The sequence below is a fragment of the Paenibacillus sp. PAMC21692 genome (assembly GCF_014303795.1).
Taxonomy (GTDB): domain Bacteria; phylum Bacillota; class Bacilli; order Paenibacillales; family Paenibacillaceae; genus Pristimantibacillus; species Pristimantibacillus agaridevorans.
This window is the reverse complement of sequence record NZ_CP060293.1, coordinates 6,089,601-6,113,388: the sequence shown is the minus strand read 5'-3', so window position 1 is coordinate 6,113,388 and position 23,788 is coordinate 6,089,601. Positions and strand designations below refer to the sequence as shown.

Genomic DNA, 23,788 nt, shown 5'->3' with positions numbered 1-23,788 from the left:
AGGAGAGCAATGGAAGCGAAAGTGTGGAACGACCAGGACGAAATCATCATTCGGGAAGAACAATGGAAGGACAGGACGGGCGTATTCCGGCGCCCTCCCGCCCGCATTCCAACGGATACGTGGACGGATGCGCCGCTGCTTGGCAACGGGGATGTCGGCGTGGCGATCGGGGGAGAGGCTTGTCAACAAACCTATTATATCGGCAAAAACGATTTTTGGACCCAGCCTCATCTTGGCGAAAGCGGGGAGCAGCGGGTCGACCGCTTGCTCCGGGACAACGGACGACGAACCGGCGCCCGTATTATTACGGTAGGACAGTTGTCGTTGCTGATGCCGGCGCTCCAGGATGCGTCATATTTGCTGGAGCAGGATATTTTGAATGCCGAGACGCGGAGTTCCTTTCGGAACGATCGGGCGCATATTGAGATCTGTTCCTGGGTTTCCGCCGCCTCCAACGTACTGGTAACCGAGCTGTCATGCGAGGCCGGGGAGCTTGAGCTGTCGGCCAGACTCCATGCCGGCGAGAGCGGCACCGACGAGGTATTCCATTATGACAACGGGGTTGAAGCCGAAGCGGTTTGGTTCCGGTACGCCGCCAATCCCGGCAGTCTGCCGGAGGTGCGCCGCGTTGCGGTCGCAAGCCGCGTCATCGGCGCCGATTCGCAAAGCAAGTGGCTGTTTCAGAACGTGGAAGCCTCCTGCAAGCTCCGGGCGGGAGAACGGCTGGCCATCGTGACGGCGATCGTCAGCAACCTGGATGAACCGGATTGCTTGCGAGGCGCTTTGGATCGATTGGGGGAGTATGCAGCGGAAGGTCTGGACGGACTGGAGCAACGAAAGCGGGAGCATCGGAGCTGGTGGCGAGAGTATTGGAGCGCGTCTTCCGTCGAGATCGGCGATCCCGTACTCGAAAAATATTATTACGCTTCCTATTATATAATCGGCTCTTGCATGCGCCCGGACAAAACCCAGCCGGGGCTGTTCGGCAACTGGGTGACGACGGATCGGCCGAAATGGACCGGGTCTTATACGATGAACTACAATTACGAATCGCCTTACTTTGGTTTATATACCGGCAACCGGATTGACCTGGCATCGGGCTACGCCGGCCCTCTGCTGGCCTTCTTGCCGCTTGGCAAACGTCTGGCCAGGGAGAAGCTGAGCTGCCGCGGCATCTATATGCCGGTCGAGCTCGGACCGGACGGGATGATTTGCTCCATGATGTATCATGGACAAAAATCCAATGCCTCGTTCGCGGCCGTCAATCTGCTCATGCATTTCTACTATACGTACGATATGGACTATGCGCGAATGGTATATCCTTATCTGCTGGAGGTTGCGGATTTCTGGGAGGACTATCTAGTCCTGGAAGACGGCCGCTACGTCATCTACGACGACGACATCCATGAAAGATCCCATGATCGGAAAAACCCGATTCTCTCGCTCGGTTTTGTGCGAATGGTGCTTGGGGCCATGATCGATTTGAGTATTGAGCTTGATATGGACGATGACAGACGTTCGAAGTGGCGGCATATCCTGTCGCACTTGAGCGATTATCCGCTAATGGAACGCAACGGAAAATCGGTCTATCGGCTGACCGAAGAGGGGATGAGCTGGAACGACCGCAATTCTTTGGCGGTGCAGCATGTATTCCCCGCAGGGATGATCGGGCTCGACAGTTCGTCCGATGAGTTGAAGATTGCGCAAGACACGGTGGCCGAGATGCAGCGCTGGTCCGATTTCAACGCCTTCCCGACCTATTACGCGGCTGCCGCGCGGGTCGGCTATGATCCGGTCGAGCTTCTGAACCGTCTGAGAGCGGAATGCGAAAGTTATTCGCTACCGAACTTGTCGATACATCACGGAGGCGGAGGAATAGAGGATACGGCCGGCGTTCCGGCGTGCCTGCACGAAATGCTGTTGCAAAGCCATCAAGGCATTCTTCGTTTATTTCCGGCTTGGCCTCGGGACAGAGAGGCGAAATTCAAAAAGCTGAGAGCGTTCGGCGCTTTTGTCGTCAGCAGCGAATGGCAAAACGGAGAAGCGCGTTATATCCTCGTCGAAAGCGAACGGGGAAGACGGCTCAAGCTGCTTAATCCATGGCCGGATCGGGGCGTCAAGGTCTATCGGGACGGGACGGATGAAGCAACGTTTGCCGGGGATCGACTCGAGCTTGAGACGAAGCCCGGTGAGCGGCTGCTGCTGCTGCCGGGAAATGAATAAATATGATTTGACATTGTGGAGGGTCCTATGAAAACAACATCTCGCAGCCTTTATGAACGTCTGCTTCCGGCTCCGCGAGCCGGGGGCTTCCGCATGGAAGGGTATTGGATATGGTGCGGCTCCGTTGTCCAAGGAGAGGACGGCCGCTTCCATATGTTTGCTTCCCGTTGGCCGAAACATCTTCCGATGCATCCGGGCTGGCTGGTCCATTCCGAGGTCGTTCGGGCGGTGTCCGTTACGCCGGAAGGGCCCTACGCCTTCCAAGAGGTGGTGCTGCCTGCCCGAGGAGCGGAATATTGGGATGGCCGAAGCACGCATAATCCGCATATCACGAAGCATGGAGATACTTACGTGCTTTATTATATGGGCTCCACTTATCCCCTTAACGACGTGACGGAGGGAGAGGAGCTGGGACTCGAGGATGCCCGCACGATCGTCGCCCGAGCCAACAAGCGGATCGGAATAGCTGTCTCCAAGAGCGTGTTTGGCCCATGGGTGAGAAAGGATGCCCCAATTATGCCGACCCGCCCGGGCTGCTTCGACAGCTTTCTCACGTCCAATCCGGCGCCGTGTCTACACGGGGACGGCTCCGTGCTGTTGATCTACAAAGCGCGGCGATATGAAGGGAACAAACATGGACAGATGACGTTCGGCGCGGCTCGGGCCGACAGTTTCGACGGTATCTACCGCGTGATCAGCGAGAAGCCGCTGTTCCCGCCGGCCCGCTTCCACCTGGAGGACCCATTTGTGTGGCATTCGGGCGACAGGTACGAGCTTATCGCCAAAGATATGGACGGCCATATATGCGGGGAGCGGCATGCCGGCATACATGCCTATTCCGAGGATGGTCTGAAGTGGCAAATGTCGGACACGCCCAAAGCGTATTCCAGAACGGTTGCATGGGATGACGGCTCAACGTCGACGATGGGCAGCTTCGAGCGGCCGTTCATTTTATTCCAGGACGGGAAGCCGACGCACTTGTTTGCGGCGACGGCAGACGGAGATGGAGGATTTAGACGTGCTTCGCATACATGGAACATGGTGATTCCGATTGCTCCCGAATGACTAATTCAGAATATTCGGAAATTTATAAGCTGTCCGTGGCTGCGACGTTTTCGGCCAACCGGGCGGTGCAGGAGGTTTTTTGTATGAAGAAATCCGTAGAATCGCCGGCCGTTACGATCCGCCAAGCGGAATCAACGACGGAGTTAGAGTTAGATCCAGGCGAATATGAATTCCCCCAATTGCTTGAGCATGGACTATGCGAGGGGGAAGTTGATGCTGTACAGGTTGCTCCAGGCTATCAGGCTATCGTGTATGCGGGAGAGCGTTTCACGGGCGATTCCATGGTTATTACAGGAGGAAGCGCCACGGAGACGTTTCGTCTCAAGCGAGCCTCGGCCTTCCCGTTCGGTTCAATCCGGGTCATAGCGCCGGTCATCCCGGAGCCCGAAGTCCGCGATCGGGAGGCTATCCGGCAAGCGGTCGAGACATGGTGGCCCGAGTCCCTGGCCGGCAAGGAGAAGCGGATTGCCTGGTGGCGCGAGGCGAGTTTCGGATGTTTTATTCATTGGGGAGTGTACTCTTTATCGGGCGGAAGGTGGAAAGGAGAGCCTTCGACGGGGTATGCAGAGCATCTGATGAGAGCCCGGAAGATCAGTTTGGAGGAATACCGGCGCGAATTTATCGAAAAATTTAATCCGGAAAGCTTCGATGCCGAAGCCTGGGTACAGCTTATAAAAGCCGCAGGCATGAAGTATGTGGTCATCACGGCCAAACATCATGACGGCTTTGCCATGTATCCTTCCGAGGCTTATCCGTTCGATATTCGCTTGACACCGTTCGCGCGCGATCCGCTGATGGAGCTTAGGGACGCCTGCAGGCGTCATGGCCTTGCCTTCGGTCTGTATTATTCCCATGCCTTCGATTGGGAGCATCCGGACGCGCCGGGCAATGACTGGGAGTATACCAATCCCGGCGGCGATTTAAAGCTGTACGAGGGAGCCGGCAGGCTGTGGTTCAGCGAACATCCGGAGCTGCTGCCCCGGGTAGCGGACTATTATGTAGACCGGAAGGCGATCCCGCAAATTGTTGAGCTTATCCGCAATTATGAACCCGATCTTTTATGGTTCGATACCCCTCACAAGCTTCCTCTCTCGGAAAATTTAAGAATTTTGCGGGCAATCCGCCAAACGGACGACCGGGTGGTGGTAAACGGAAGGCTGGCTAACGGGTTTGGTTATGGCAGCTTTGCCGACTATGTCAATACGGCGGATCGGGCGCTTGATATTTTCCCTTGCCCGGGCGATTGGGAGACGATCCCGACGACCAACGAATCTTACGGCTACTCGGCCGATGACCACAGCCATAAGCCGGCAAGCGTCTTTATTCGGCTGCTGGCCAAGTCGGCGGCTCGCGGCGGAAATGTGCTGATGAATCTGGGGCCGATGGGAGACGGCCGGATCGACGATCGGGATATTCCGATCCTTCGGTCGATCGGAAACTGGCTGGATGCCAATGGCGAAAGCATCTATGGCGTCGGACGGACGCCGCTTCCTGTACAAGGCTGGGGAGAGTCGACCCGAAAGGGCGGCATGCTGTATCTCCATGTCTTCAACTGGCCGGAGGACGGAAGTTTGGTGCTGGGAGGTCTGAGGAGCCATATCAGGAAAGCTTGGCTGCTGGCGGACCCTGAGCGCAAGCCCTTGCAGACCACGCGCTTGAACGCCTGCGACTGGCAGATCGATGTTCCGGTACTGGCTCCGGATCCCGTCAATAGCGTGTTGGCCGTTGAAGTTGACGGCGAACCCGAGGTTAATCCCGCGCGACTCATCGGTCGGACCGAAGCAACGGTGCTGAAAGCATTTGATGCGGAAGTCAGTCAGGGAATCGGTTACGGCGACGGAAAAAAGGACAATGACTATATCCGGGATTGGAGCAGTATCCATCAACTGGTCAAGTGGAGAGTGCGGTTGGAGCATCGAGGCATGTTCAAGCTGGTGATGGCGTATGGCTCACGGGGAGCGGTCTGTCATGGCAGCTATGCGATTGCCCTGGGCGATCAACGTATCGAAGGCCGCATTGTCCCGTCGTCAAGCGGCGAACGGCTGTTGGCCGAGCATGAGCTCGGCATGACGTCCGGCGAGCATGACTTGATGATTTTGCCTGTCCGGATTGATGGGGATGAGCTGATGAGATTTTATTCGGTGACCTTGATCCCGCTGGCTGGCTGGGAGGATGACGGAAACGAATTCGTCGAGATCGATGCGACGGATGTGGGAAATTAGAAGGTAAACTAAACATTTTTCCCTCGTCAGTCTGCTTTCTTCGGAAACCTCCGGATGCATTGCTATCAATATAACCATTAACTCGGGTCAATTGACAGTCATTCCTGAAGAGAGTAGCAAGATTACGGAAACAAAGCTGCAGTGTATCGAAGCCACAGACAATTCGTTTTTGTGGAGAGGTTAATGATAATGAGAAATGGCTTTACTACCTGCGTGCGAGGTATTTGATCCAACTATAGGGAGGGGGGACTGAATATTCCGCTGAGTCAGAAATTTTATACGTGTGCATAATAATCCGGTGTTGTGTTTTTTACTAGGGAAACTTAAAACCATAGGAATCAGCAATAAACCGACATGGAAGGTCACCTTTTGAAGAAGAAGGTGGCCTTTTCCAATTAGCTCTCAAATATAGCTTCAATATCTGCAATATATGATCGATCTGAACTTCTACTAAGGTAACTTAGCGGCTTTGTTCGTTGAAAGGGAAATTATTCTAAATAGAGTGATTTTTTCATAAGATATGTTCTATGTTTGAGGCGGCCTTGGTGTTGATGGATCTATTGCGGTTTCAATATCGGTAATCATCCATCCAGAATCACCAAATGTGACTTTAAGCGTTATGAGGCCAATAAGTTTAACTTTCTCATTGTTTTTTAGAAGTTCTACTACATCAGTCTTTAGGTCAACCACTGCCTCATTTCCATTAATGCTTTTGCTAGTTGTTTCAAAAGTAATAAAATCATTACCTCTTAATGAAGATTCGACATCTGTGACACCTTCTTGAATGATTTTCTTTAGGTTTTCTGCATCTTTACTTAACAAAGAATCAGTGTAGGTTTTAATTAGCACATCTAGCTCTGCTTCCCTATCTTTACTGGTTGTGCATCCTATCAGAATTATCGTTATCAGTATAAGTAAAACACTCACTCTTTTCATGTTTGGAAGCTATTTCTAAAGAGGAAATTGCCCAATCGATTGGACGGAATTTGATCTTGGGAGCGTTGATTCCCAAGATCTTTCTATTGCCTCCGACCAGCGTTCGTTTTTGCCCGGGACTGCTGCTTTTCCTTGTCGATCAACTTCGAAAACATATCCATCATAGAATTGTTCAAATGAGTCATGTTTTGTATATAGTGTTTGACAGGGGATGCTTGCTATACTCGGTGTAGATCGTATCTCGTACAACTCTTCGAATAATTGGAAGGAGTTTTGAAATGAACGATGTATACCGTATCATAGTGAACCATTCGCAATTAATTTCGTTTTGGGATTTTGCCGAGCAGCCCGGACAAGAGGCGGTAGCAAAGGGACCATTCCCATATCGCTTGACAGAGATGGCCGGACCGATTGAGCGAGTTGAGGACGGACCGTTCGGCGCAGCTGCTCAAGTTAAACTTGGACAATGGTGGAACCTGCCGAGACATGCCTGTCCTGAACTGAACTTTCATGGCAAAGATGCCAAACTTACCGTATTGGCATGGCTAAAGCGCGAGAATATTCCCAATCGAGGTTGCGAGGCCATAGCGGGGATATGGAATGAGACAGAAAAGAAACGTCAATACTGCATGTTTGTTAATTTGAATATTTGGGACAGTGCCGACCAGGTTTGCGGCCATGTTTCGGCAGTGGGAGGTCCTACGCCGGGTTATAAGTATTGCATGACCTCGGCGATCGGCTCTACACCTATTGTAAAAGAAGAATGGCATTGCGTGGCTTTTACGTATGACGGACAATACGCCAAGGTATATTTGGACGGGGTTCTGGATGAACGTGAAGATTTTAACCCCTATTTGTATGATTCGGGATTATTCGATGGCGGAGACGATGGCGCGAACTTTACAGTAGCTGCGGTGCATCGTTCCAACGAAATGGGCAACTTTTATACCGGAGCTATTGGTGGCTTGGCGGTATTTAAGGAAGCTCTGGGCGAAGATGAGTTAGCGGAACTTTGTAAGATAACAGTATAAGTTTGGGTTTGCAGTCTCTTTAAAGCGCTTACTATCTTATCGTTTAACGCTGGATGGAGGCCCTCCCATTAACTTTTTGAACATACGATTGAAGTGGGATTGATCGCTGTAGCCAAGATAGTCCGAAATCTCGCCGATGGTCATATGGTTGTTGATCAATAAGTCCATCGCCGTTTGTATGCGAAGATGATGAATATACGCTATTGGCGTCAAGCCTGTTAATTCTTTATAGGCTTGGCTGATGTAATTGGGCGAACGGCCCGAAAGCTCGGCAATTCGCGGAATGCTGACCGTTTCCCGATAATGCTGGATGAGATAGGTTTGTATGGTTTTGACAAGCTTTAATTTAGCGGGGGAGTAAACCGTCATCTCGGCTTCTCTCCCCATATGTCCCAGCAATTCGGACAAAATGCCTTGGCTGATTATCTGATATTGGGGAAGATGTCCGAGCCACTGCTGCAGAAGGACGACAAATCGCTGCGTCATGTAGTCTAACTGTCGAGTGCGAATTTTACAAAAGTGCTCAACCTGAAGAAAAGGAAACGCATCCGGTTGCAGGATATGAAAATGCGCCGAATATTTCTGATGCGGTCCATCGGGATGATTGCGGCCTCCGCGTAATTTGTTGCGCGGAATGTATAAAATATCGCCCTTCTCGAGCTGGACGTCAATGCCCTCAATCGTATAGGTTAATTTTTCTTTCGTGACGAGGATGAAAATATTATAGGGGGTACGAGCTTCTTCGATATGCCAGTTGCTCCTCATATCGTCCACGCAAACGAGAAAAAGTTGAAGCAAAAACGATCACCTCATCTAGATTCATGTGATGTGATTATATCACATCTGATTTCGGATTATTTAGAAAACGTTTTCCTAATTGATTGGTTCGGGGGGATTTTAAATGGCTCTTTATCCTGTCGCATTAGAGGGAGAAATCCCGGTCGGAACGAATATCGTGGTCGAAATTGAAGGGCGTTCAATCGGTGTTTACAATGTGAACGGCGAATATTTTGCCATTCATAACTATTGTCCTCATCAGGGAGCCGAAATTTGTAAAGGTCCGGTGTGCGGGACAAATATGGAGTCGGAGGTTTATCAATTTATTTATGGTCGCGATCAGGAGATTGTACGTTGTCCTTGGCATGGCTGGGAATTTGATCTGAAAACAGGGAAGTCCTTATTCAGCGATAAGGTTCGCGTACGCAGCTATCCGATGCAAATACAGGATGGCCAGTTGTTTATCACTGTCGGCAAATAGAGGAGGAGACATAATGAATCAAGAAGAAAAGTTGCCGGTTATCGATTGTGATGTGCATAATGGCTTTAGGTCGAATCATGACTTGTTTCCTTATCTGGATGATACATGGAAAAGCCAGGCGCTTCTCCGCGGAGGCGGCTTGCCGTTAGGCGGTGGCCTGCCCTATGCATCGCCGATCGGAAATAAGAGAAAGGATGCAAATCCTCCGAGCGGATTGCCTGTCGGGGCAGATCCCGACTATATGATTAAGCAGTTGATTGAGCCGTTTAACGTTGAGTATGCTATTTTATGTTCTGATTCCATGATCGCCGTTTCTTCTTTTGCGGATGCCGATTATGCAGCGGCGATGTGCAGAGCGTACAATGATTACTTAATTGCGGAATGGCTGCCGAAAAGCCCAACATTTAAAGGTTTGTTATGTATAGCTACACAAGATCCGATTCAAGCGGCCAGGGAGATTGATCGAATAGCCCCGCATCCTGATATCGTCGGCGTATCGATTATTGGGGGATCAAGGATGCCGTACGGGCAACGCTTTTTTCATCCCATCTATGAAGCCTGTCAGCGAAATGGTATGCCGTTGGTTATTCACCCTGGCGCAGAAGGTTCAGGTATTTTTAATCCTCCAACAGCTGTCGGCTACGTATCGAATTATTTGGAGTGGCATAGTTGTTTGCCGCAGACGTACATGGCCCATTTGGTAAGCTTCGTATGTGAGGGCGTGTTTGAGAAGTATCCCGACTTCAAGGTCGTGCTCAGTGAAGGAGGCGTCACTTGGCTGCCGCCGCTGTTATGGAGGCTGGACAAAAATTTCAAAGCGCTTCGCGCGTCAACGCCATGGCTAAAAAGGTTGCCCAGCGAATATGTTCGCGACCATTGCTTTATGACGACTCAACCGATTGAGGAGCCTGATAATCCAAAACATTTAAAAATGATGTTTGAAATGTTCGATGCAGAAAACATGTTATTGTTCTCCAGCGATTATCCGCATTGGGATTTTGATGATCCGACTAAGATTCTAAAGCAATTCCCGTTAGAGACAAAACGTAAAATTTTGAGTGAAAATGCAAGGGCATTATTTAAATTGCCATAATGAAATAAAGGTATAGGAAAGATGGAGGAGCGCGAATATGTGCTTCTCCGTCTTTTTCCGCCTTATAAAGATTTTGAACATTTATTTATAGTGGGGGGAGCGGCATGAAGCTATCGAATGTATGGCATTCTATTCAATTTAAGTTAACGGTCAGTTTTCTGGTCATTTTGCTGCCTCTCGTGGTCGTTAGCGTCATTGCAAATGTTTACTCGCAACGTATGATGTATGACCAAATTACAGAGCGTACGAGAGGGGCACTGCTTACAGCTTTGGAATATGTGGATCAGCTTACGAAAAATATCGAGCAGCAATCGCTTTTAATAAGCTCGAATCCGGAAATCGTAAATGTTTGGATGGAAGCGGATGATCCGTTAAATCTGCAGTATCTCTATGATATGCGCATGATCCAACAGCAGCTTTCCGCATTAATTAGCGTAAATCCAGCCGTAAGAGAGGCGTTTATTGTTCATGGACAAAGCGGAAGCGGGATTTCGACATTGCAAGGCGGAGTAAAGTGGAAGGAGATTGGCGAGGAACAATGGTTTCAAGACGCACTAGAAGCCAATGGAGGGTTATCGGTTTATATGCCGGATGCCGCTCAACTAAATGAATCCCGTTATTTGGAGGAAGGTTATATTTATTATGCAAGGCTTTTAGACGTGTTTAACAGTAATTCACAAGATAATGTACTAGTGATTGTGATCGATAAACATGCTTTAAATACGGTTGTTCAGCATTTGCAAACCTCCGAGCATATAAAAACAAGTCTTCTGTATCTGGATCAGCTTGTGTTGACGAGCAATTCCACGGTTCAGTCGAGCAATAACATGTTCAGTATCGAAGAAAGCAATGGGATCTGGTCCATCCAGATGGAACAGCCGGAATCCGAACTTTTTAAGCAGCCTTATTATTTAGAGCTGATGACCTATTTGATCATTATGATCAGCATATTGCTGGCGTTATGTTTGGCATGGCTCGTGTACAGTGAAATTTCCAAGCCGATGCGAAAACTATTCGGCGCCATTAAACTATTTAGCGGCGGGCATCTGCTTGCAAATATCAAGCATGGACGCAAGGATGAGTTCGGCCTGTTAATGGATGCTTTTAATCGAATGGCCGAGTCTCAGCGCAAGCTTATTGAGGACGACTACGAGAAGGAGCTTAAGCTGGCGCGCTCCGAATTCAGCTTGCTGCAATCTCAAATCAATCCGCACTTTCTGTATAACACGTTGGATTCTATTTATTCTGTCGCGGATAAGCACCAGATCAAGGAAATTGGGGAAATGGTTTTAAATCTGGCCCAATTTTTTAGATTCAGCCTGGGCAAGGGAAAGGAAACCTTTACGTTAGAGGAGACGATCCAGCATCTTATGTATTACATCAGAGTTCAACAAATTCGAACGGATCAGTTTACGGTAGAAATGGATATCGCCGAGGACACGAAGCCTATTCCGGTTCTCAAGCTTTTATTGCAGCCTATCGTGGAAAACGCGATTGTACATGGCATTTGCAAAAGCTCCTATGGCGGTGATCTCTATATACGTTCCAGATTGATAGATGGATTTTTGCGAATAACGATCGAAGATACGGGCTGTGGAATTGCAGAGAACGAGTTGACGGAAATCAAGCAGGAGCTCCAGAAAATAAATGCCCATTCTTATCGGTATATACAAGAAAAAGAATTCAGCAAATACTTTGGGTTAAAAAACGTTGTATCACGAATGAAGATGTATTATGGAAATCAGGCGGAAATGACAATCGATCATAATGCGATGGGCGGAACTCGAGTCACTGTAACTTTGCCGATAGAAAGGGATGAAGCAGCATGAGAATGTTGATTGCGGAGGATGAGCATTTTGTACGCGAACGTATGGAGAAGGGGATCGCTTGGAATGAGCACGGGATTGAAGTCGTTGACGCAGTCGGCAACGGGCGAGCAGCCATGGAAATTTTGCAAAAAGAGCATTTGGATCTTGTGTTAACCGATATCCGGATGCCAGATATGAATGGGTTAGAGCTTGCTCGGGAGCTCCATCAACGGTATCCGCATATCAAGATCATTATTTTAACCGGCTACGATGATTTCGAATACGCAAGAGAAAGTATTGATTATAAGGTTTGTAAATATTTGGTGAAACCTGTAGCGAACGAACTGCTGCTGGAGGCGGTTTTGGAGTTAAAGAAACTTCATGAAACAGAGCTTTGGGAAAGGCATCAACTCACTTTGCTAGAGCAGAGATGGCAAGAGCAGCTGCCGCAATTGCGAGAATCGATGTATAAGAATTGGTTGAATGGACAATATGCTCTGTGGGAGCTGGAGAAGAGATGTCGTGATCTCAATATTTCGATCAAGCAAGGGCCGCTGTGGCCGCTTGTATTTGACATGGATCCGATTCAGGCCGGCAATACACGTTTTCACGAACAAGATCGCCCATTAGTACAATTTTCTTTGCTAACCATCGCCAGAGAGGTTTTTATGGAGCTGGATCCAATTATTCTGCAGGATGATGACGGGATGACGGTGGTTATATTGTTCGGGTCGCATACGCAGGAGGAGTCAGGGTCTTGGCAATCGCAAGCGCATCAGCATATTCAAACGTTATTAGCGACAGTGAAGGATTGTTTAAAGCTGACAGCCAGCGTAGGGCTGGGTCCTGTTACAGACGATACGCTTATGCTCCCGCATGCTTATAAGCAGAGCAAGCAAGCACTGCAGGAACGGATCGTACTAGGTAATGAAACGATTGTCCAATTCCGTGATCCGTCCAGCTTCAATGCGAGCTTGATGTTTGTACAGGATATCGAGAAAGAGCTGGAGATGGGGATTGAGACGGGCAACGAAGCGGCGATTATGGCATTATCAGAAAAAATAATCGAAAGCAGATTTGCCAATGGCGCTTCTGCAATGGAAGCGAAAGAAGCGATTTTTCGAATGGTCTGCTTTTTGGGGAAAATCGTCCACTCGCATGGCTGGTTCATGTCGGACGCGCTTGGAAAGGATTACGCCCGGTTTGAGCAATACCCGTCGCTTTTGACCAAGGAACAGGTGTTGGAATGGTTCCGGCAGCTGTCTTTCTCTATCAGCTCGACCATTGCGCAGCGCAAGCAGACGGGAACGCAATTAATGTTGAAGGAAATTGTTCAATTTATTCATGAGCATATTCACGAGGAGGAGCTTAGTCTCTATTTGGTTGCGGATAGACTGTATGTCAATTATTCGTACTTGAGCCGAATATTTAAAAAGCTTATAGGAGAATCCTTTTCGGAATATGTGCTGAAGCTTCGCATGGAGAAAGCAAAGGAACTATTGGCAACCGGACAGCTTGTTTACGATACGGCCGCGCAGGTTGGATTTCGACATGTGAACTACTTTTCAAAGGTCTTTATGAAGTATTGGGGAGTCAAGCCCAGCGAGATCAAGCATTGATTGACGAGGAGCCAAAGGACGTCGCAGCCGTTTCGCTTTGCGAAAAAGTAAAATTTGTTTCATCAGAAGGCAAATATGCTGGATACGAATGTTTTGAAAAAAAGGATATAGTTAAAGCATTCCAAATGAATAGGGGAGGGGTATATGAACGCTTTTAAACAAAGATCGCCTTGGCTTCGGTATTGGGATTTATATCTTATGCTCTTGCCAGCCATGTTATTTATTATTGTGTACAAATATGTCCCGATGTACGGCGTCATTATCGCTTTTAAGGATTTTAATATTATGAAAGGGATCATGGGCAGTTCGTGGATTGGCTTCGAACATTTTCGTCAGCTCTTTATGTTCGATGAATTCCCGAGGGTTGTGCGCAATACCATCATCATCAGCTTTATGAAGCTTATATTCGGTTTTCCGGCTCCTATTATTATCGCGCTCCTATTAAACGAACTTGTATTGAAACGCTTTAAACGAGTTGTGCAAACGTTTACTTACATCCCTCACTTTATATCATGGGTTGTAGTCGGCGGGATTGTAATTGATTTGCTGTCGCCTAGCAGCGGGATCGTTAATAAGGTCATCCAAAGTTTAGGCCTGGAACCCATTTTCTTTATGTCGGACGGACAGTGGTTCCGCTGGATCCTTGTGTTTTCGGATAACTGGAAGGAAGCAGGCTGGGGAGCGATCATTTATTTGGCCGCTATACTGGGCATCAATGATGAGTTGTACCAGGCTGCCAGGGTGGACGGCGCAACTCGACTGAGGCAAATCTGGCATGTGACCTTGCCGTGTATTCGATCGACAATCGTTATTTTGTTATTGCTTCGGATTGGCAATGTATTCGATGCCGGCTTCGAACAAATTCTTGTCATGTACAATGCTATGGTGTACGAAGTAGCTGACATTATAGATACTTACGTATATCGAGTAGGCTTAGGCCAAATGCAATTTGGGCTAACGACGGCAGCAGGCTTATTTAAATCCGTTATTGGATGCGGATTGCTGATTATGGCGAATTGGATGGCGCGAAGGATGGGAGAGGAAGGCATTTTTTAAAGAAGGAAATTCAAAACAAGTGAGAGGGGGAGACAGATTGATACGATCTAGAGGGGAAATTTGGTTTCAATATTTCAATGTGGCCTTTCTCTCGCTGCTTTCTTTGTCCATGATACTTCCGTTTATCCATATTGCAGCGAAATCGTTAAGCAGCGAGGCTTTTGTGCTGGCGAAGGAAGTTTATTTTTGGCCCAAAGGATTCACGCTATCCTCCTTCCAATACGTGCTGGAAAATCGTCAGTTTTTTTATTCCTTTACGAACTCGGTTTTTCTAGCCGTAGTCGGAACCGCGCTGAGCATGGCGATTACGATCTTGGCTGCATATCCATTATCGCGAAAGAATGTACCCTTTACCCGTTTTTTTATGGTTATCATTGTCATTACGATGTTTTTTAGCGGGGGGATTATACCAACTTATCTGGTGGTAAGGGATACGGGGTTGCTAAACTCCATTTGGTCATTAATTATTCCCGTGCTTATGTCGCCCTTTAATCTGATTTTGATTCGGAACTTCTTTATGAGCGTGCCGGATGCGCTTGAGGAATCGGCTAGAATCGATGGCGCAAGCAATTTCCGAATATTACGCTCCATCTTTGTCCCATTGTCGGTACCGGCGCTTGCGACAATTGCGATGTTTTACGCGGTTGGTTACTGGAACAGCTTCTTTAATGCCATGATGTACATTACCGAAAGGCGATGGATGCCGCTCCAGATGTTGCTCCTGCAGCTCATTTCGGAGGAAGGCGTCAATGATCTGGCGATGATCGACGCTTTCCAAGAGGTCACGGCGGAGACCATTCGAGCTGCTTCTATCTTGTGTGCAGTTATTCCTATTCTGTGCGTTTATCCATTTATTCAAAAATATTTTGTTCAGGGCATCATGTTGGGAGCAGTCAAGGGGTAAAAAAATGCCAGGGGGGACGAAAATGAAAAAACGTAGTTTATCGTTAGTCGGCATGTTGTTGATTGTTGCACTGATTGTTGCGGCTTGCGGTTCGGGAAATAACGAATCGAGTGGCGGCAATATTTCGGAATCGGGAGAAATTACAAACAAAAAAGTGAAATTGATGAGGACTTACCATGCCGGTCTGGAGCAATTTAAGGGCTCGGACAATATTAACAGCAATAAGCTGTACAATCTTCTTAAAGAATGGTCCGGTTATAATATTAACTATGAAACGCTGCCGAAAGATAATGCTTCCCAAAAAATTTCCGTCATCCTTGCATCGGGCGACGTGCCGGATTTAATGCATATTCCAGGCAAGTCCGATTATTTCAAGCTGGCTCAGCAAGGCTCCTTCGAGCCGTTAGACGATTTGGTGGAAAAGTATATTCCCAATCTTTCCTCGGTATTCAGCAAAGAACAGCTTGATGCCGCAAGACTTGATGGCGTTTTATACGGGCTTCCGGTTCGCGTGGCTCAAAAAGTAGGCAACGGGGTTCTTATTCATGATGGCGTGTTTAAAGAGCTGGGATTAAAGGATCCAACAACGTTAGATGAAATGTATAATGTCCTGAAAACGATAAAGGAACAAAAAAATATCATTCCATTAACGGCCGCGGCTTCTAATCCAGGATCATTTATGGGTGCGTTCTCTCCAATTTCCAGCATGTACGGCGTAGGCAATACAACGGTCGAAAAGGATGGAAAGCTTGCATTCAGCTGGATCCAGCCGGAATATAAAACGTTCCTGGAGACGATGAACAAGTGGTTTAAAGAAGGGTTAATCGATCAAGAGTTTGCCATCAACAAAGATGTAAAAGATAAAATGATCACGGCTACAGCCGCGATGAGCGTATTGTATTGGGCGGATGCCAAAATTATCGACGATGCGATCGCGGGTAAAGGCGGCACCCTGAATTCCGTGCGCTACATCGATCCGCCGGTAGGAGCCAATGGTCAAAGCGGAGTTCCCGAGCAGTCGCTTGCCAATTCGTTTGTCGTTATTCCCAAGCAAGCCAAAAATAAAGAAGGCGCAGCGGATTATTACAACTTCCTTTTGGAAGAGAAAACGGATACGCTGATCACTTTCGGCATTGAAAACGAGGATTACACGGTTGAAGATGGCAAAGTGGTGCAAACGCCGGAACAAAGCAACGAGATACCATGGCGCACCCTTTATTTTAACCTGGACACCGATACAAGCTTTAACGCCCGTCTGGGAGCCAAAGGTTTCCTTCCCTACTACAACCAGTTGCTTGAGCATAAGCAAAACAGAGAAGAAACGGCCTATGCCCCCTTTATCGAAGCGTACGATACAAAGCTGACGGAGCTTAGCAACTATGTGGCCGAAAACTCCATTAAATTCATTATGGGCAATCGTGATTTAAGCGAGTTTGATGCGTTTGTATCCGAGTTTAATGCCAAAGGCGGTCAGAAGGCTATCGACGAAATGAATGAATGGTTTACAAGTAAATAATATCGGGAGTAGTGGAGAAGGCTTTAAACTCCACTACTTTTTTTGTTGAAAATATTGAGTTATTTAATTGTTTGGTATATAGTTGTCATAGCAACTAATTGATGAAGCAAGGCAAGGGGGCATGGACGAAGATGGAAGAAACAAGAGGCCAGCTTGAGGCATCCGTCGGATTCTGGATGGGCATTACTTACCGCAAACTATCCACAATGCTGCAGCAGCGATTAAGGCCGTACGGGCTGACGCCCGAGCAATGGTCGGTGCTGTATACCATACAACGATCGGATAGATTGATCCAGAAGGAAATCGCGGAGCTGACGCACAAAGACAAACCGACAACGACGCGCATTTTGGATCAGCTGGAGGAGAAAGGTTTTATTACGAAAAAAGTCGGGGAGCTTGATCGTCGAGCATTCGTGGTGCATGCGACGGATAAGGGGCGGGAAGTCATTAAAGAGACGGCCTCTATCGAGCAAAGCCTGTCGGAGGAAGTCCGATCGATCATGACGGACGAAGAATACCGCTTATTGATCAATATCCTTCTACGGGTACATGATCACGTCGATGCGAAGCTGCAGTCATAGTCGGATTCGTTAATCGTCATCCTACAGAAGAACGGAGTTTAAATATGCAGCCAGAATTACATCGAGAACCATTATGGACCCGGTCGTTCCTTGCGATTACGGGTTGTTCTTTTTTATTGTTTTTGAATTTGCAAATGTTATTGTCCTCTTTCCCCGCTTTCGTGAAAGGGGAGCTTCAAGGCGGCGACGTGGCGGTCAGTCTCGTCACCAGCGTGTTCGCGTTGTCCGCTATCGCATCGAGGTTTATGACGGCGGCTCTTATGCGCAAAATATCGCGGGACAAGCTGCTTCTGGCAGGGCTGCTGCTCTCCGTGCTGACGACTGCCTTCTATTCGATCGCGGAATCGGTGCCTTCGCTTCTTGTTCTCCGCATCTTGTACGGCATCGGCTTCGGCATGGCTAGTACGATTCTGCCAACGCTCGTCTCGCAGATCATTCCGGCTCGAAGAATGGGGGAAGGCATCGGATATTTCGGACTGTCCACTAGCCTTGCGATGTCGATAGGACCCATGATCGGCATAAATATTATGAACAGCTACGGCTTCGGCGCTCTAACGGCTGCCGGCACCGCGGTCGTCTGTTTCATGGTGCCGATATTGCTTGCATTCAAGCTTATCAAGTGGACCGCGAAACCGGATCGCCAACGTGGCGGAGGGTCGGGTGTCGTCGCCCGATCTGGCGGGGTCAATCGCTCCTTATGGTTTCCCGCCTTCCTCAATGTGTTGCTGTCGATTACGTACAGCGGTCTGCTCAGCTTTATCGTCTTGTACGGAGAATTTGCGGGACTTACGCAAGTCGGATTGTTTTTCCTCTTTAACGCGGCAACAATCGTACTGGTCCGCCCGTTATCGGGCAAGCTGTTCGACCGGAGGGGGCCGGTGCTTGTGTTGATTCCCGCAGGTTCGTTCGTGACGGCGAGCATGCTGTTGCTATCTTATTCGCATGGGCTGCCGATGCTCATTGCTTCGGCTCTGCTGTACGGTCTCGGCTTTGGCGCCATTCAGCCCACGCTGCAAGCCTGGATGCTCCGTTGTTCGACTAAGGAGCGATACGGCGAGGCGAACAGCATGTTCTATAATTCCACCGATTTCGGCGTGGCGATCGGAGCGCTGCTGCTCGGCGCCGTGGCGACCGCGACGGATTATGCGGTCATGTACCGTTTCTCGGCCGGAATCATGGTATTATTCGTATTGCTGTTCTCCGTATCGGCGGCGTTGCGCGTCATGAAGGAGAGGAGGCAGCGTTCGAAGCCAGCCACCTCCTAATGACGGGAATGAAGTCCTTTGACCATCAGCCAGATGGGGAGTACGATCTCGAATAACGCCCCCGGAATGTACAGAACGGCACCGATGTCATGGCCGGCGATCGCCAGACAACTGCTCGTTAACAATCCCGCATACCCGATAAAGCCGATAACGGACAACCATCGGGGAACCAGCTTGGAGCGGTATAGAATCGAGCAAAACAACAAGCTGCCCAAGCTAAGCACGACCATGGCCAGTTCGAATAACATGAAATGGGCGTCTACCGCCGTATTCGCTATCGTCGTGAGGGAAAAACGTCCTACAGCTTCCGCAGCAGTTATATACTCTTTGCTCAAAGGCAGCAGCAGCATCGGCGCGATCAAACTCACGATCAGAATGGCCGACTCCAAAAGGCGGGAACCGAAGTAACCGATCGCGAATGCCTCGTTATGTCTCTTCAGGGCAGGGTACAGCAGGAAGGCAATACCCGAGACCGCTAACGCGTTGACCAGCTCTAAGAACATGCCCGCTAATGCAAGCGCGCGGCCGTCATGCCATTCCTCCAGAACTCCGGGTTTCTGCAGAAGCGGATTCAGCATGCTGCTCCCTATTAAGTATGCCGCCGTCGAAATCAAAAACAGCGCGCCTGCAACCTTGACTTTCCTATCCATGTCGATCTCCCCTTCGCTCGTATTAGCTGAATTATAGCGAAGGGGGAGCGATGGGCTGTAGACACTTTAGTGTGGTTTGTCTGGCGAAGGGAGCAAATGCAATTCGTGGGCGCGAGCAATGGCTTCCGTTCGCCGCCGCACTTGCAGTTTCTCGAAGATTCTGCGGTTATGCCCCTTAACCGTATCGAGAGCGAGGAAAAGCCGCGACGCGATGTCCCGGTTGGAAAATCCCTTGGCGATGAGCGCGAGCACCTCGAGTTCCCGCTGGCTAAGCGGCTCGATGATGCCGTACGCCGTTGCGGTCAGCCGTACGCGATCCAGGCCCGCCCGCGCTTCGCGAAGAGCCGGAAGCGGCAGATCGCCAGCCAGTTTGAGCGCCTCGGCGTAACAGGCCTCCGCCATGCCGGGTTCGCCCTCCGCCTCCCCTATTTGGCCCAGTCCGATAAGAGACAGGATGGCCATCGGTACATGGCCGATCAGATGGCAGTACGAGATCACCTCGTTATAGGCCTTGCGAGCTTCGGCAAGATCCCCTCGCCGTTGGAGCGCGACTCCAAGCATCCAAGCGGCCGATGTCCGAACGGGGAAATTGTCCTGCCGCAGATATTCAAGCGCTCGGGCGGACTGGGCGATGACCCGGTCGATCTCCGCGGTTTCGCTCGCCCTGGCCAAGCTTGCGGGGGCGATGAGCCCGATCAGATCATCGGTTTTGTCGGCCTGCTCCGACAGTTGCATGGACGCCTCGGCTTCCTGCAATTTCTGACGGAAGCCATGCGGCTTTGCGGCCATGGTTAACGAGGCAACGGTCGCGCGGGTCGCCGCGATCAGTCCGATCAGGTCTCTAACGCGGACGTCCTGCCGGATGCCCTCCAGCGCCTTCTCCGCGGCTAGAAGCTTGTATTCGATAGCCGTCGGCCTGCCCTTGATCAGCAGCGCCGAACCGAACATCACCCACAAGGCAGGTCTGGCGTCCAGTTCCGCGGAAGGCAGCGATTCCAGCCATTGCAGCGCGATATCCGCTCCCCCGCGAAGATGCAGAGGCATCCCGTTGCCTTCCAGCAGTCGCGCGGCCCGTTCGATATCGCCGGCTTCCGCGGCATGACGGAACGCGTCGAGCTCCTGTCCCTGCTGCTCGTACCACTCGCTAGCCCTTAAGTGCAATTCCGCGATGGCGCTCCCGTCGAGGTTATCCTGCAGCCGTCTTCGCAAGGACTCGGCGAATAAATGATGATAACGATACCATCGCCGTTCATGATCCAAGGGGATAAGGAACAGATTGCGACGTTCAAGATCCTGCAGCCGTTGCATGCCCGACATCTCGGGATCGGGCATAATAGCGTCGCAGAGAGGGGCGCACAACCGGTCAAGGACGGAAGCTCGGATCAAAAAGTCCTGAACGGATCGAGATTGCCGCTGCAGAACCTCTTCCACCAAATAATCCAACACAAACGGATGGCTGCCGGCAATAGGCGGAACGATCCGATCCTCTTCGGGCGTTCCCTGCATGGACAGCGCGGCCAACTGCAGGCCGGAAATCCAGCCTTCGGTTCGCGATGCCAGCGCCTCGATGCTGTCCGGCGACAGGGCGAGTCCCATATAGTCGGTTAAAAACCGATGGGCTTCGGCGGCATTAAATCTTAGTTCTTCCGCCCGCAGCTCCGTCAACTGGCCTTGGGCCCGCAACCGGGCCAAGGGAAGAGACGAATCCTCCCGGGTAATCATCACGAGATGGATGCCTGCGGGAAGATGGCGGAGCAGGAAGGAGACGGCTCCGTCGACGGCATTGGACTTCGCCGCGTGATAATCGTCAAGGACGAGCGCGAGCGGAGCCAGCTCGGAGGCTTCCTTAAGAAGCTCAGCTAGCATCGACTCCATAGGCGGCGGCTCGGGCGATTGAAGTACGGCGAGCAAGCCATCCCCGAAATGCTCTGCAACCGTCCGCAAGGCGTAGATCGCGCAGGTCAGGAAACGTGTCAGATGGCTGTCGCTTTCCTCAAGCGACAGCCATGCGACCGGCCGACCGCATCGGGACGTCCAGTCGCTAACCAACGTTGATTTGCCGTAACCGGCCGGCGCGGAGATGAAGGTTAATTTGCGGCTCAACCCGCGTTGAAGCTTATCGATTAACGGCTCGCGAAGAACCGTATTGGGCCGAAGCGGCGGAATATGAAGTTTGGTGGATGGAATTGGCGTAGACATAATTCCATCTTATCATGCAAGCGCTCCGAATAGAATCCGCCAATTAGGGAAGGAATGAATGAAACAAACCATTCCTAAGGAGCGTTTTTATGAAGCATAATCTGCTATTGCCAACTTATCCGGAGTCTCTTTGGATTCAAGCGACCGAAGAGCTGCCGTCCTTCTCAAAGCTGCAGCATGACATCGAAGTCGATGTCGCCGTTGTAGGCGGCGGCATCGCCGGCATTACGACCGCCTATCTGCTGACGCAGGCGGGAATGAAGGTCGCGCTGCTGGAAGCCGGCAAGCTCCTGCACGGCACGACGGGCCACACGACGGCCAAATTAACGGCCCAGCACCATCTTATCTACGACGAGCTGATCAAGCAGGAAGGCCAAGAAAAAGCGGCGCTCTATTACAAGGCGAACGAAGGCGCCCGCAAATTCGCGGAATCGCTGATCAGTCAGCATGCCATCGACTGCGGCTTGCAAACGGAAGACGCTTATGTGTTTACCAACTCGGATGATTATATTCGGAAGCTTGAGGACGAAGCTGCGGCTTACGAGTCATTAGGTATTCCGGGTTCTTATGTCGGAGGCATTCCGCTTCTCGATATTCCCGCGAAAGCCGCGGTTCGAATGGAAGGGCAAGCCCAGTTCCATCCCGTGCGGTATTTGGCGGCTCTCGTCAAGCTGGCCGCGGAATCCGGCTGCGAGATCTACGAAGGGACGACCGCCTTGGATATTGAGAAGGGGGAGCGGCCCAAAGTCGACACGGCCGACGGTTACTCCGTTACCTGCAAGCATGTCGTCGTCTGCACGCATTATCCCTTTTACGACGGGCTTGGCTTCTACTTCGCGCGGATGCACGCGGAGCGTTCTTACGCGCTTGGCATCAGGACCGACAAGCCGTATCCCGGCGGCATGTACATCAGCGCGGAAGAGCCGAGCCGATCCATTAGGAGCGCGGCTTCCCAGGATGGAACGCCGCTGCTGATCATCGGCGGGCAGAATCACAAAACCGGGCAAGGCATTTGCACCATCAATCATTACGAAGCGCTTCAGGGTTATGCCTCGCAGCACTTCGACGCGAAGGAAATCGTCTATCGCTGGTCGGCGCAAGACTTGGTCACCGGAGACAAGCTGCCGTATATCGGCCGGATAACCGACTCTACTCCCAATATCTATGTCGCGACGGGCTTCAAGAAGTGGGGAATGACAAGCGGCACGGCAGCCGCGATGCTCATCAGCAATCTCATTCAAGAGAAAAGCAGTGAATTCGAGGAATTGTTCTCGCCTTCGCGCTCCGTGTCGTTAAAGACGGTCAAAAACTTGGTCGTCGACAACTTCGATGTCGCAAAACATCTGATCGGCGGCAAGCTCGAGATGGTGAGACGGAAACCCGAGGATTTGGCTCCGGATGAAGGATCGGCCGTTACGGTCAAGGGGCGCAGGGCAGGCGCGTACAGGGACAAGGAGGGCAAGCTGTACATCGTCGATACGACTTGTACCCATATGGGCTGCGAGGTGGAATGGAACGACGGCGAACGGACATGGGATTGCCCTTGCCACGGCTCCCGATTCTCGATTACGGGCGAAGTGATGGAAGGTCCTGCGGAGAGACCTTTGAAGTCCGTGTTAACCGAATAGTTGCGCTGAGAGCCTTGATTCCTTCCTTTAGGGAGAATCAAGGCTCTTCCCATTAGACGGGTACGCTGAATCGGTTAATTAATCGCACCACAACCTGAAATCCAGGTCCTTATGTCCATGTCTGAAAGCGGATACATTGACTTGGAGGAGAGCGATGTCAGTTTCTGGCCACTTGTCGGGCGATTAAGTCGGTCTCGCCGACTAAAATCGGCAGTCCGGCCGCTTGTCGAGCGATTAAGTCGGTCTCGCCGACTAAAATCGGCAGTCCGGCCGCTTGTCGAGCGATTAAGTCGGTCTCGCCGACTAAAATCAGCAGTCCGCCTGCCTTTCGAGCGATTAAGTCGGTCACGCCGACTAAAAACCGCAATCCGGCCGCTTGGCGAGCGATTAAGTCGGTCACGCCGACTAAAATTCGCGACCCGTCCGATTGCCGGGCAATTAAGTCGGTCACGCCGACTAAAAACCGCAGTCCGTCCGCTTGGTGGGCAATTAAGTCGGTCACGCCGACTAAAAACCGCAGTCCGGCCGCTTGGCGGGCAATTAAGTCGGTCACGCCGACTAAAAACCGCAATCCGGCCGCTTGGCGAGCGATTAAGTCGGTCACGCCGACTAAAATTCGCGACCGACCGATTGCTGGCTCGCTATCCCTATTTTCTTACTTGCAGAACATTTACTATTTATGGTATATTTTGAACGAACGTTCATTCAAATCATTCAAATACATTCAATTCTAC

Annotated in this window: 19 protein-coding genes; 14 read left to right on the top strand and 5 right to left on the bottom strand. The window is 50.4% G+C overall.

Annotated features, from left to right (window positions below; genetic code table 11):
• Positions 1-9 precede the first annotated feature (9 nt).
• From H7F31_RS25030 to H7F31_RS25020, 3 genes are all read left to right on the top strand, one after another.
• Positions 10-2,223, top strand: coding sequence for a glycosyl hydrolase family 95 catalytic domain-containing protein (locus H7F31_RS25030; protein WP_187101004.1), 2,214 nt, complete (start codon positions 10-12; stop codon positions 2,221-2,223).
• Positions 2,224-2,250: 27 nt separating this feature from the next.
• Positions 2,251-3,288, top strand: a complete 1,038-nt coding sequence (locus tag H7F31_RS25025; RefSeq protein ID WP_187101003.1) for a glycoside hydrolase family protein — start codon at positions 2,251-2,253, stop codon at positions 3,286-3,288.
• Between the two features lie 83 nt (positions 3,289-3,371).
• The gene (locus H7F31_RS25020; protein WP_222622723.1) at positions 3,372-5,510 is read left to right on the top strand and encodes an alpha-L-fucosidase; all 2,139 of its coding nucleotides are present in this window, start codon (positions 3,372-3,374) and stop codon (positions 5,508-5,510) included.
• 525 nt (positions 5,511-6,035) lie between these two features.
• Here H7F31_RS25020 and H7F31_RS25015 read toward each other — a convergent pair.
• Positions 6,036-6,446 carry a hypothetical protein gene (locus tag H7F31_RS25015; RefSeq protein WP_187101002.1) on the bottom strand — a complete coding sequence of 137 codons (411 nt, stop codon included), beginning with the start codon at positions 6,444-6,446 and terminating at the stop codon, positions 6,036-6,038.
• 278 nt (positions 6,447-6,724) lie between these two features.
• On the opposite strand from H7F31_RS25015, the gene H7F31_RS25010 reads away from it, so the two are divergent.
• Complete coding sequence (locus H7F31_RS25010) at positions 6,725-7,477, top strand: LamG domain-containing protein (RefSeq protein ID WP_187101001.1); 753 nt, start codon at positions 6,725-6,727, stop codon at positions 7,475-7,477.
• A 36-nt stretch (positions 7,478-7,513) separates the two neighbouring features.
• Here H7F31_RS25010 and H7F31_RS25005 read toward each other — a convergent pair whose 3' ends face one another.
• Positions 7,514-8,275, bottom strand: coding sequence for a helix-turn-helix domain-containing protein (locus H7F31_RS25005; RefSeq protein WP_187101000.1), 762 nt, complete (start codon positions 8,273-8,275; stop codon positions 7,514-7,516).
• A 103-nt stretch (positions 8,276-8,378) separates the two neighbouring features.
• On the opposite strand from H7F31_RS25005, the gene H7F31_RS25000 reads away from it, so the two are divergent.
• From H7F31_RS25000 to H7F31_RS24960, 9 genes are all read left to right on the top strand, one after another.
• Positions 8,379-8,735 (top strand): Rieske (2Fe-2S) protein, encoded by a 357-nt coding sequence (locus H7F31_RS25000; protein WP_108993320.1) that lies wholly within the window; start codon positions 8,379-8,381, stop codon positions 8,733-8,735.
• Between the two features lie 13 nt (positions 8,736-8,748).
• Entirely contained in the window at positions 8,749-9,828 is a 1,080-nt protein-coding gene (locus tag H7F31_RS24995; RefSeq protein ID WP_187100999.1) for an amidohydrolase family protein, read from the top strand.
• Between the two features lie 104 nt (positions 9,829-9,932).
• Complete coding sequence (locus H7F31_RS24990) at positions 9,933-11,657, top strand: sensor histidine kinase (RefSeq protein ID WP_187100998.1); 1,725 nt, start codon at positions 9,933-9,935, stop codon at positions 11,655-11,657.
• Complete coding sequence (locus H7F31_RS24985) at positions 11,654-13,255, top strand: response regulator transcription factor (protein ID WP_187100996.1); 1,602 nt, start codon at positions 11,654-11,656, stop codon at positions 13,253-13,255. Before H7F31_RS24990 ends, H7F31_RS24985 begins: the two co-directional genes overlap by 4 nt.
• A 144-nt stretch (positions 13,256-13,399) precedes the next feature.
• Positions 13,400-14,311: an ABC transporter permease gene (locus tag H7F31_RS24980; RefSeq protein WP_187100995.1), complete on the top strand. Its 912-nt coding sequence runs from the start codon at positions 13,400-13,402 to the stop codon at positions 14,309-14,311.
• 37 nt (positions 14,312-14,348) lie between these two features.
• Positions 14,349-15,215 (top strand): carbohydrate ABC transporter permease, encoded by an 867-nt coding sequence (locus tag H7F31_RS24975; RefSeq protein WP_187100993.1) that lies wholly within the window; start codon positions 14,349-14,351, stop codon positions 15,213-15,215.
• Positions 15,216-15,237: 22 nt separating this feature from the next.
• Entirely contained in the window at positions 15,238-16,731 is a 1,494-nt protein-coding gene (locus tag H7F31_RS24970) for an extracellular solute-binding protein (protein ID WP_187100991.1), read from the top strand.
• Between the two features lie 131 nt (positions 16,732-16,862).
• Positions 16,863-17,312 carry a MarR family winged helix-turn-helix transcriptional regulator gene (locus tag H7F31_RS24965; RefSeq protein ID WP_108993315.1) on the top strand — a complete coding sequence of 150 codons (450 nt, stop codon included), beginning with the start codon at positions 16,863-16,865 and terminating at the stop codon, positions 17,310-17,312.
• A 44-nt stretch (positions 17,313-17,356) separates the two neighbouring features.
• Positions 17,357-18,577 (top strand): MFS transporter, encoded by a 1,221-nt coding sequence (locus H7F31_RS24960; protein WP_187100990.1) that lies wholly within the window; start codon positions 17,357-17,359, stop codon positions 18,575-18,577.
• On the opposite strand, the gene H7F31_RS24955 is transcribed toward H7F31_RS24960, so the two are convergent.
• Together H7F31_RS24955 and H7F31_RS24950 are read right to left on the bottom strand one after the other, a co-directional pair.
• Positions 18,574-19,227, bottom strand: a complete 654-nt coding sequence (locus H7F31_RS24955; RefSeq protein WP_187100989.1) for a DUF4386 domain-containing protein — start codon at positions 19,225-19,227, stop codon at positions 18,574-18,576. The two genes, H7F31_RS24960 and H7F31_RS24955, sit on opposite strands and share 4 nt — an antisense overlap.
• Before the next feature lie 66 nt (positions 19,228-19,293).
• Complete coding sequence (locus H7F31_RS24950) at positions 19,294-21,426, bottom strand: winged helix-turn-helix domain-containing protein (RefSeq protein WP_187100988.1); 2,133 nt, start codon at positions 21,424-21,426, stop codon at positions 19,294-19,296.
• Between the two features lie 89 nt (positions 21,427-21,515).
• Here H7F31_RS24950 and H7F31_RS24945 point away from each other — a divergent pair, with 89 nt between their 5' ends.
• On the top strand, positions 21,516-23,054 hold the full coding sequence (locus H7F31_RS24945) for an FAD-dependent oxidoreductase (RefSeq protein ID WP_187100987.1): 1,539 nt from the start codon (positions 21,516-21,518) through the stop codon (positions 23,052-23,054).
• Between the two features lie 157 nt (positions 23,055-23,211).
• On the opposite strand, the gene H7F31_RS24940 is transcribed toward H7F31_RS24945, so the two are convergent.
• Positions 23,212-23,658, bottom strand: coding sequence for a hypothetical protein (locus tag H7F31_RS24940; protein WP_187100986.1), 447 nt, complete (start codon positions 23,656-23,658; stop codon positions 23,212-23,214).
• Between the last annotated feature and the right edge of the window lie 130 nt (positions 23,659-23,788).

Bases quoted from the DNA above. Each gene is read 5' to 3' on its own strand.
- H7F31_RS25020 (WP_222622723.1), top strand. From the start codon at position 3,372: ATGAAGAAATCCGTAGAATCGCCGGCCGTTACGATCCGCCAAGCGGAA.
- H7F31_RS24970 (WP_187100991.1), top strand. From the start codon at position 15,238: ATGAAAAAACGTAGTTTATCGTTAGTCGGCATGTTGTTGATTGTTGCA.
- H7F31_RS24990 (WP_187100998.1), top strand. From the start codon at position 9,933: ATGAAGCTATCGAATGTATGGCATTCTATTCAATTTAAGTTAACGGTC.
- H7F31_RS25000 (WP_108993320.1), top strand. From the start codon at position 8,379: ATGGCTCTTTATCCTGTCGCATTAGAGGGAGAAATCCCGGTCGGAACG.
- H7F31_RS24980 (WP_187100995.1), top strand. From the start codon at position 13,400: ATGAACGCTTTTAAACAAAGATCGCCTTGGCTTCGGTATTGGGATTTA.
- H7F31_RS25010 (WP_187101001.1), top strand. From the start codon at position 6,725: ATGAACGATGTATACCGTATCATAGTGAACCATTCGCAATTAATTTCG.
- H7F31_RS24960 (WP_187100990.1), top strand. From the start codon at position 17,357: ATGCAGCCAGAATTACATCGAGAACCATTATGGACCCGGTCGTTCCTT.
- H7F31_RS24965 (WP_108993315.1), top strand. From the start codon at position 16,863: ATGGAAGAAACAAGAGGCCAGCTTGAGGCATCCGTCGGATTCTGGATG.
- H7F31_RS25015 (WP_187101002.1), bottom strand. From the start codon at position 6,446: ATGAAAAGAGTGAGTGTTTTACTTATACTGATAACGATAATTCTGATA.
- H7F31_RS24995 (WP_187100999.1), top strand. From the start codon at position 8,749: ATGAATCAAGAAGAAAAGTTGCCGGTTATCGATTGTGATGTGCATAAT.
- H7F31_RS24945 (WP_187100987.1), top strand. From the start codon at position 21,516: ATGAAGCATAATCTGCTATTGCCAACTTATCCGGAGTCTCTTTGGATT.
- H7F31_RS25030 (WP_187101004.1), top strand. From the start codon at position 10: ATGGAAGCGAAAGTGTGGAACGACCAGGACGAAATCATCATTCGGGAA.
- H7F31_RS25025 (WP_187101003.1), top strand. From the start codon at position 2,251: ATGAAAACAACATCTCGCAGCCTTTATGAACGTCTGCTTCCGGCTCCG.
- H7F31_RS24955 (WP_187100989.1), bottom strand. From the start codon at position 19,227: ATGGATAGGAAAGTCAAGGTTGCAGGCGCGCTGTTTTTGATTTCGACG.
- H7F31_RS24985 (WP_187100996.1), top strand. From the start codon at position 11,654: ATGAGAATGTTGATTGCGGAGGATGAGCATTTTGTACGCGAACGTATG.
- H7F31_RS24950 (WP_187100988.1), bottom strand. From the start codon at position 21,426: ATGTCTACGCCAATTCCATCCACCAAACTTCATATTCCGCCGCTTCGG.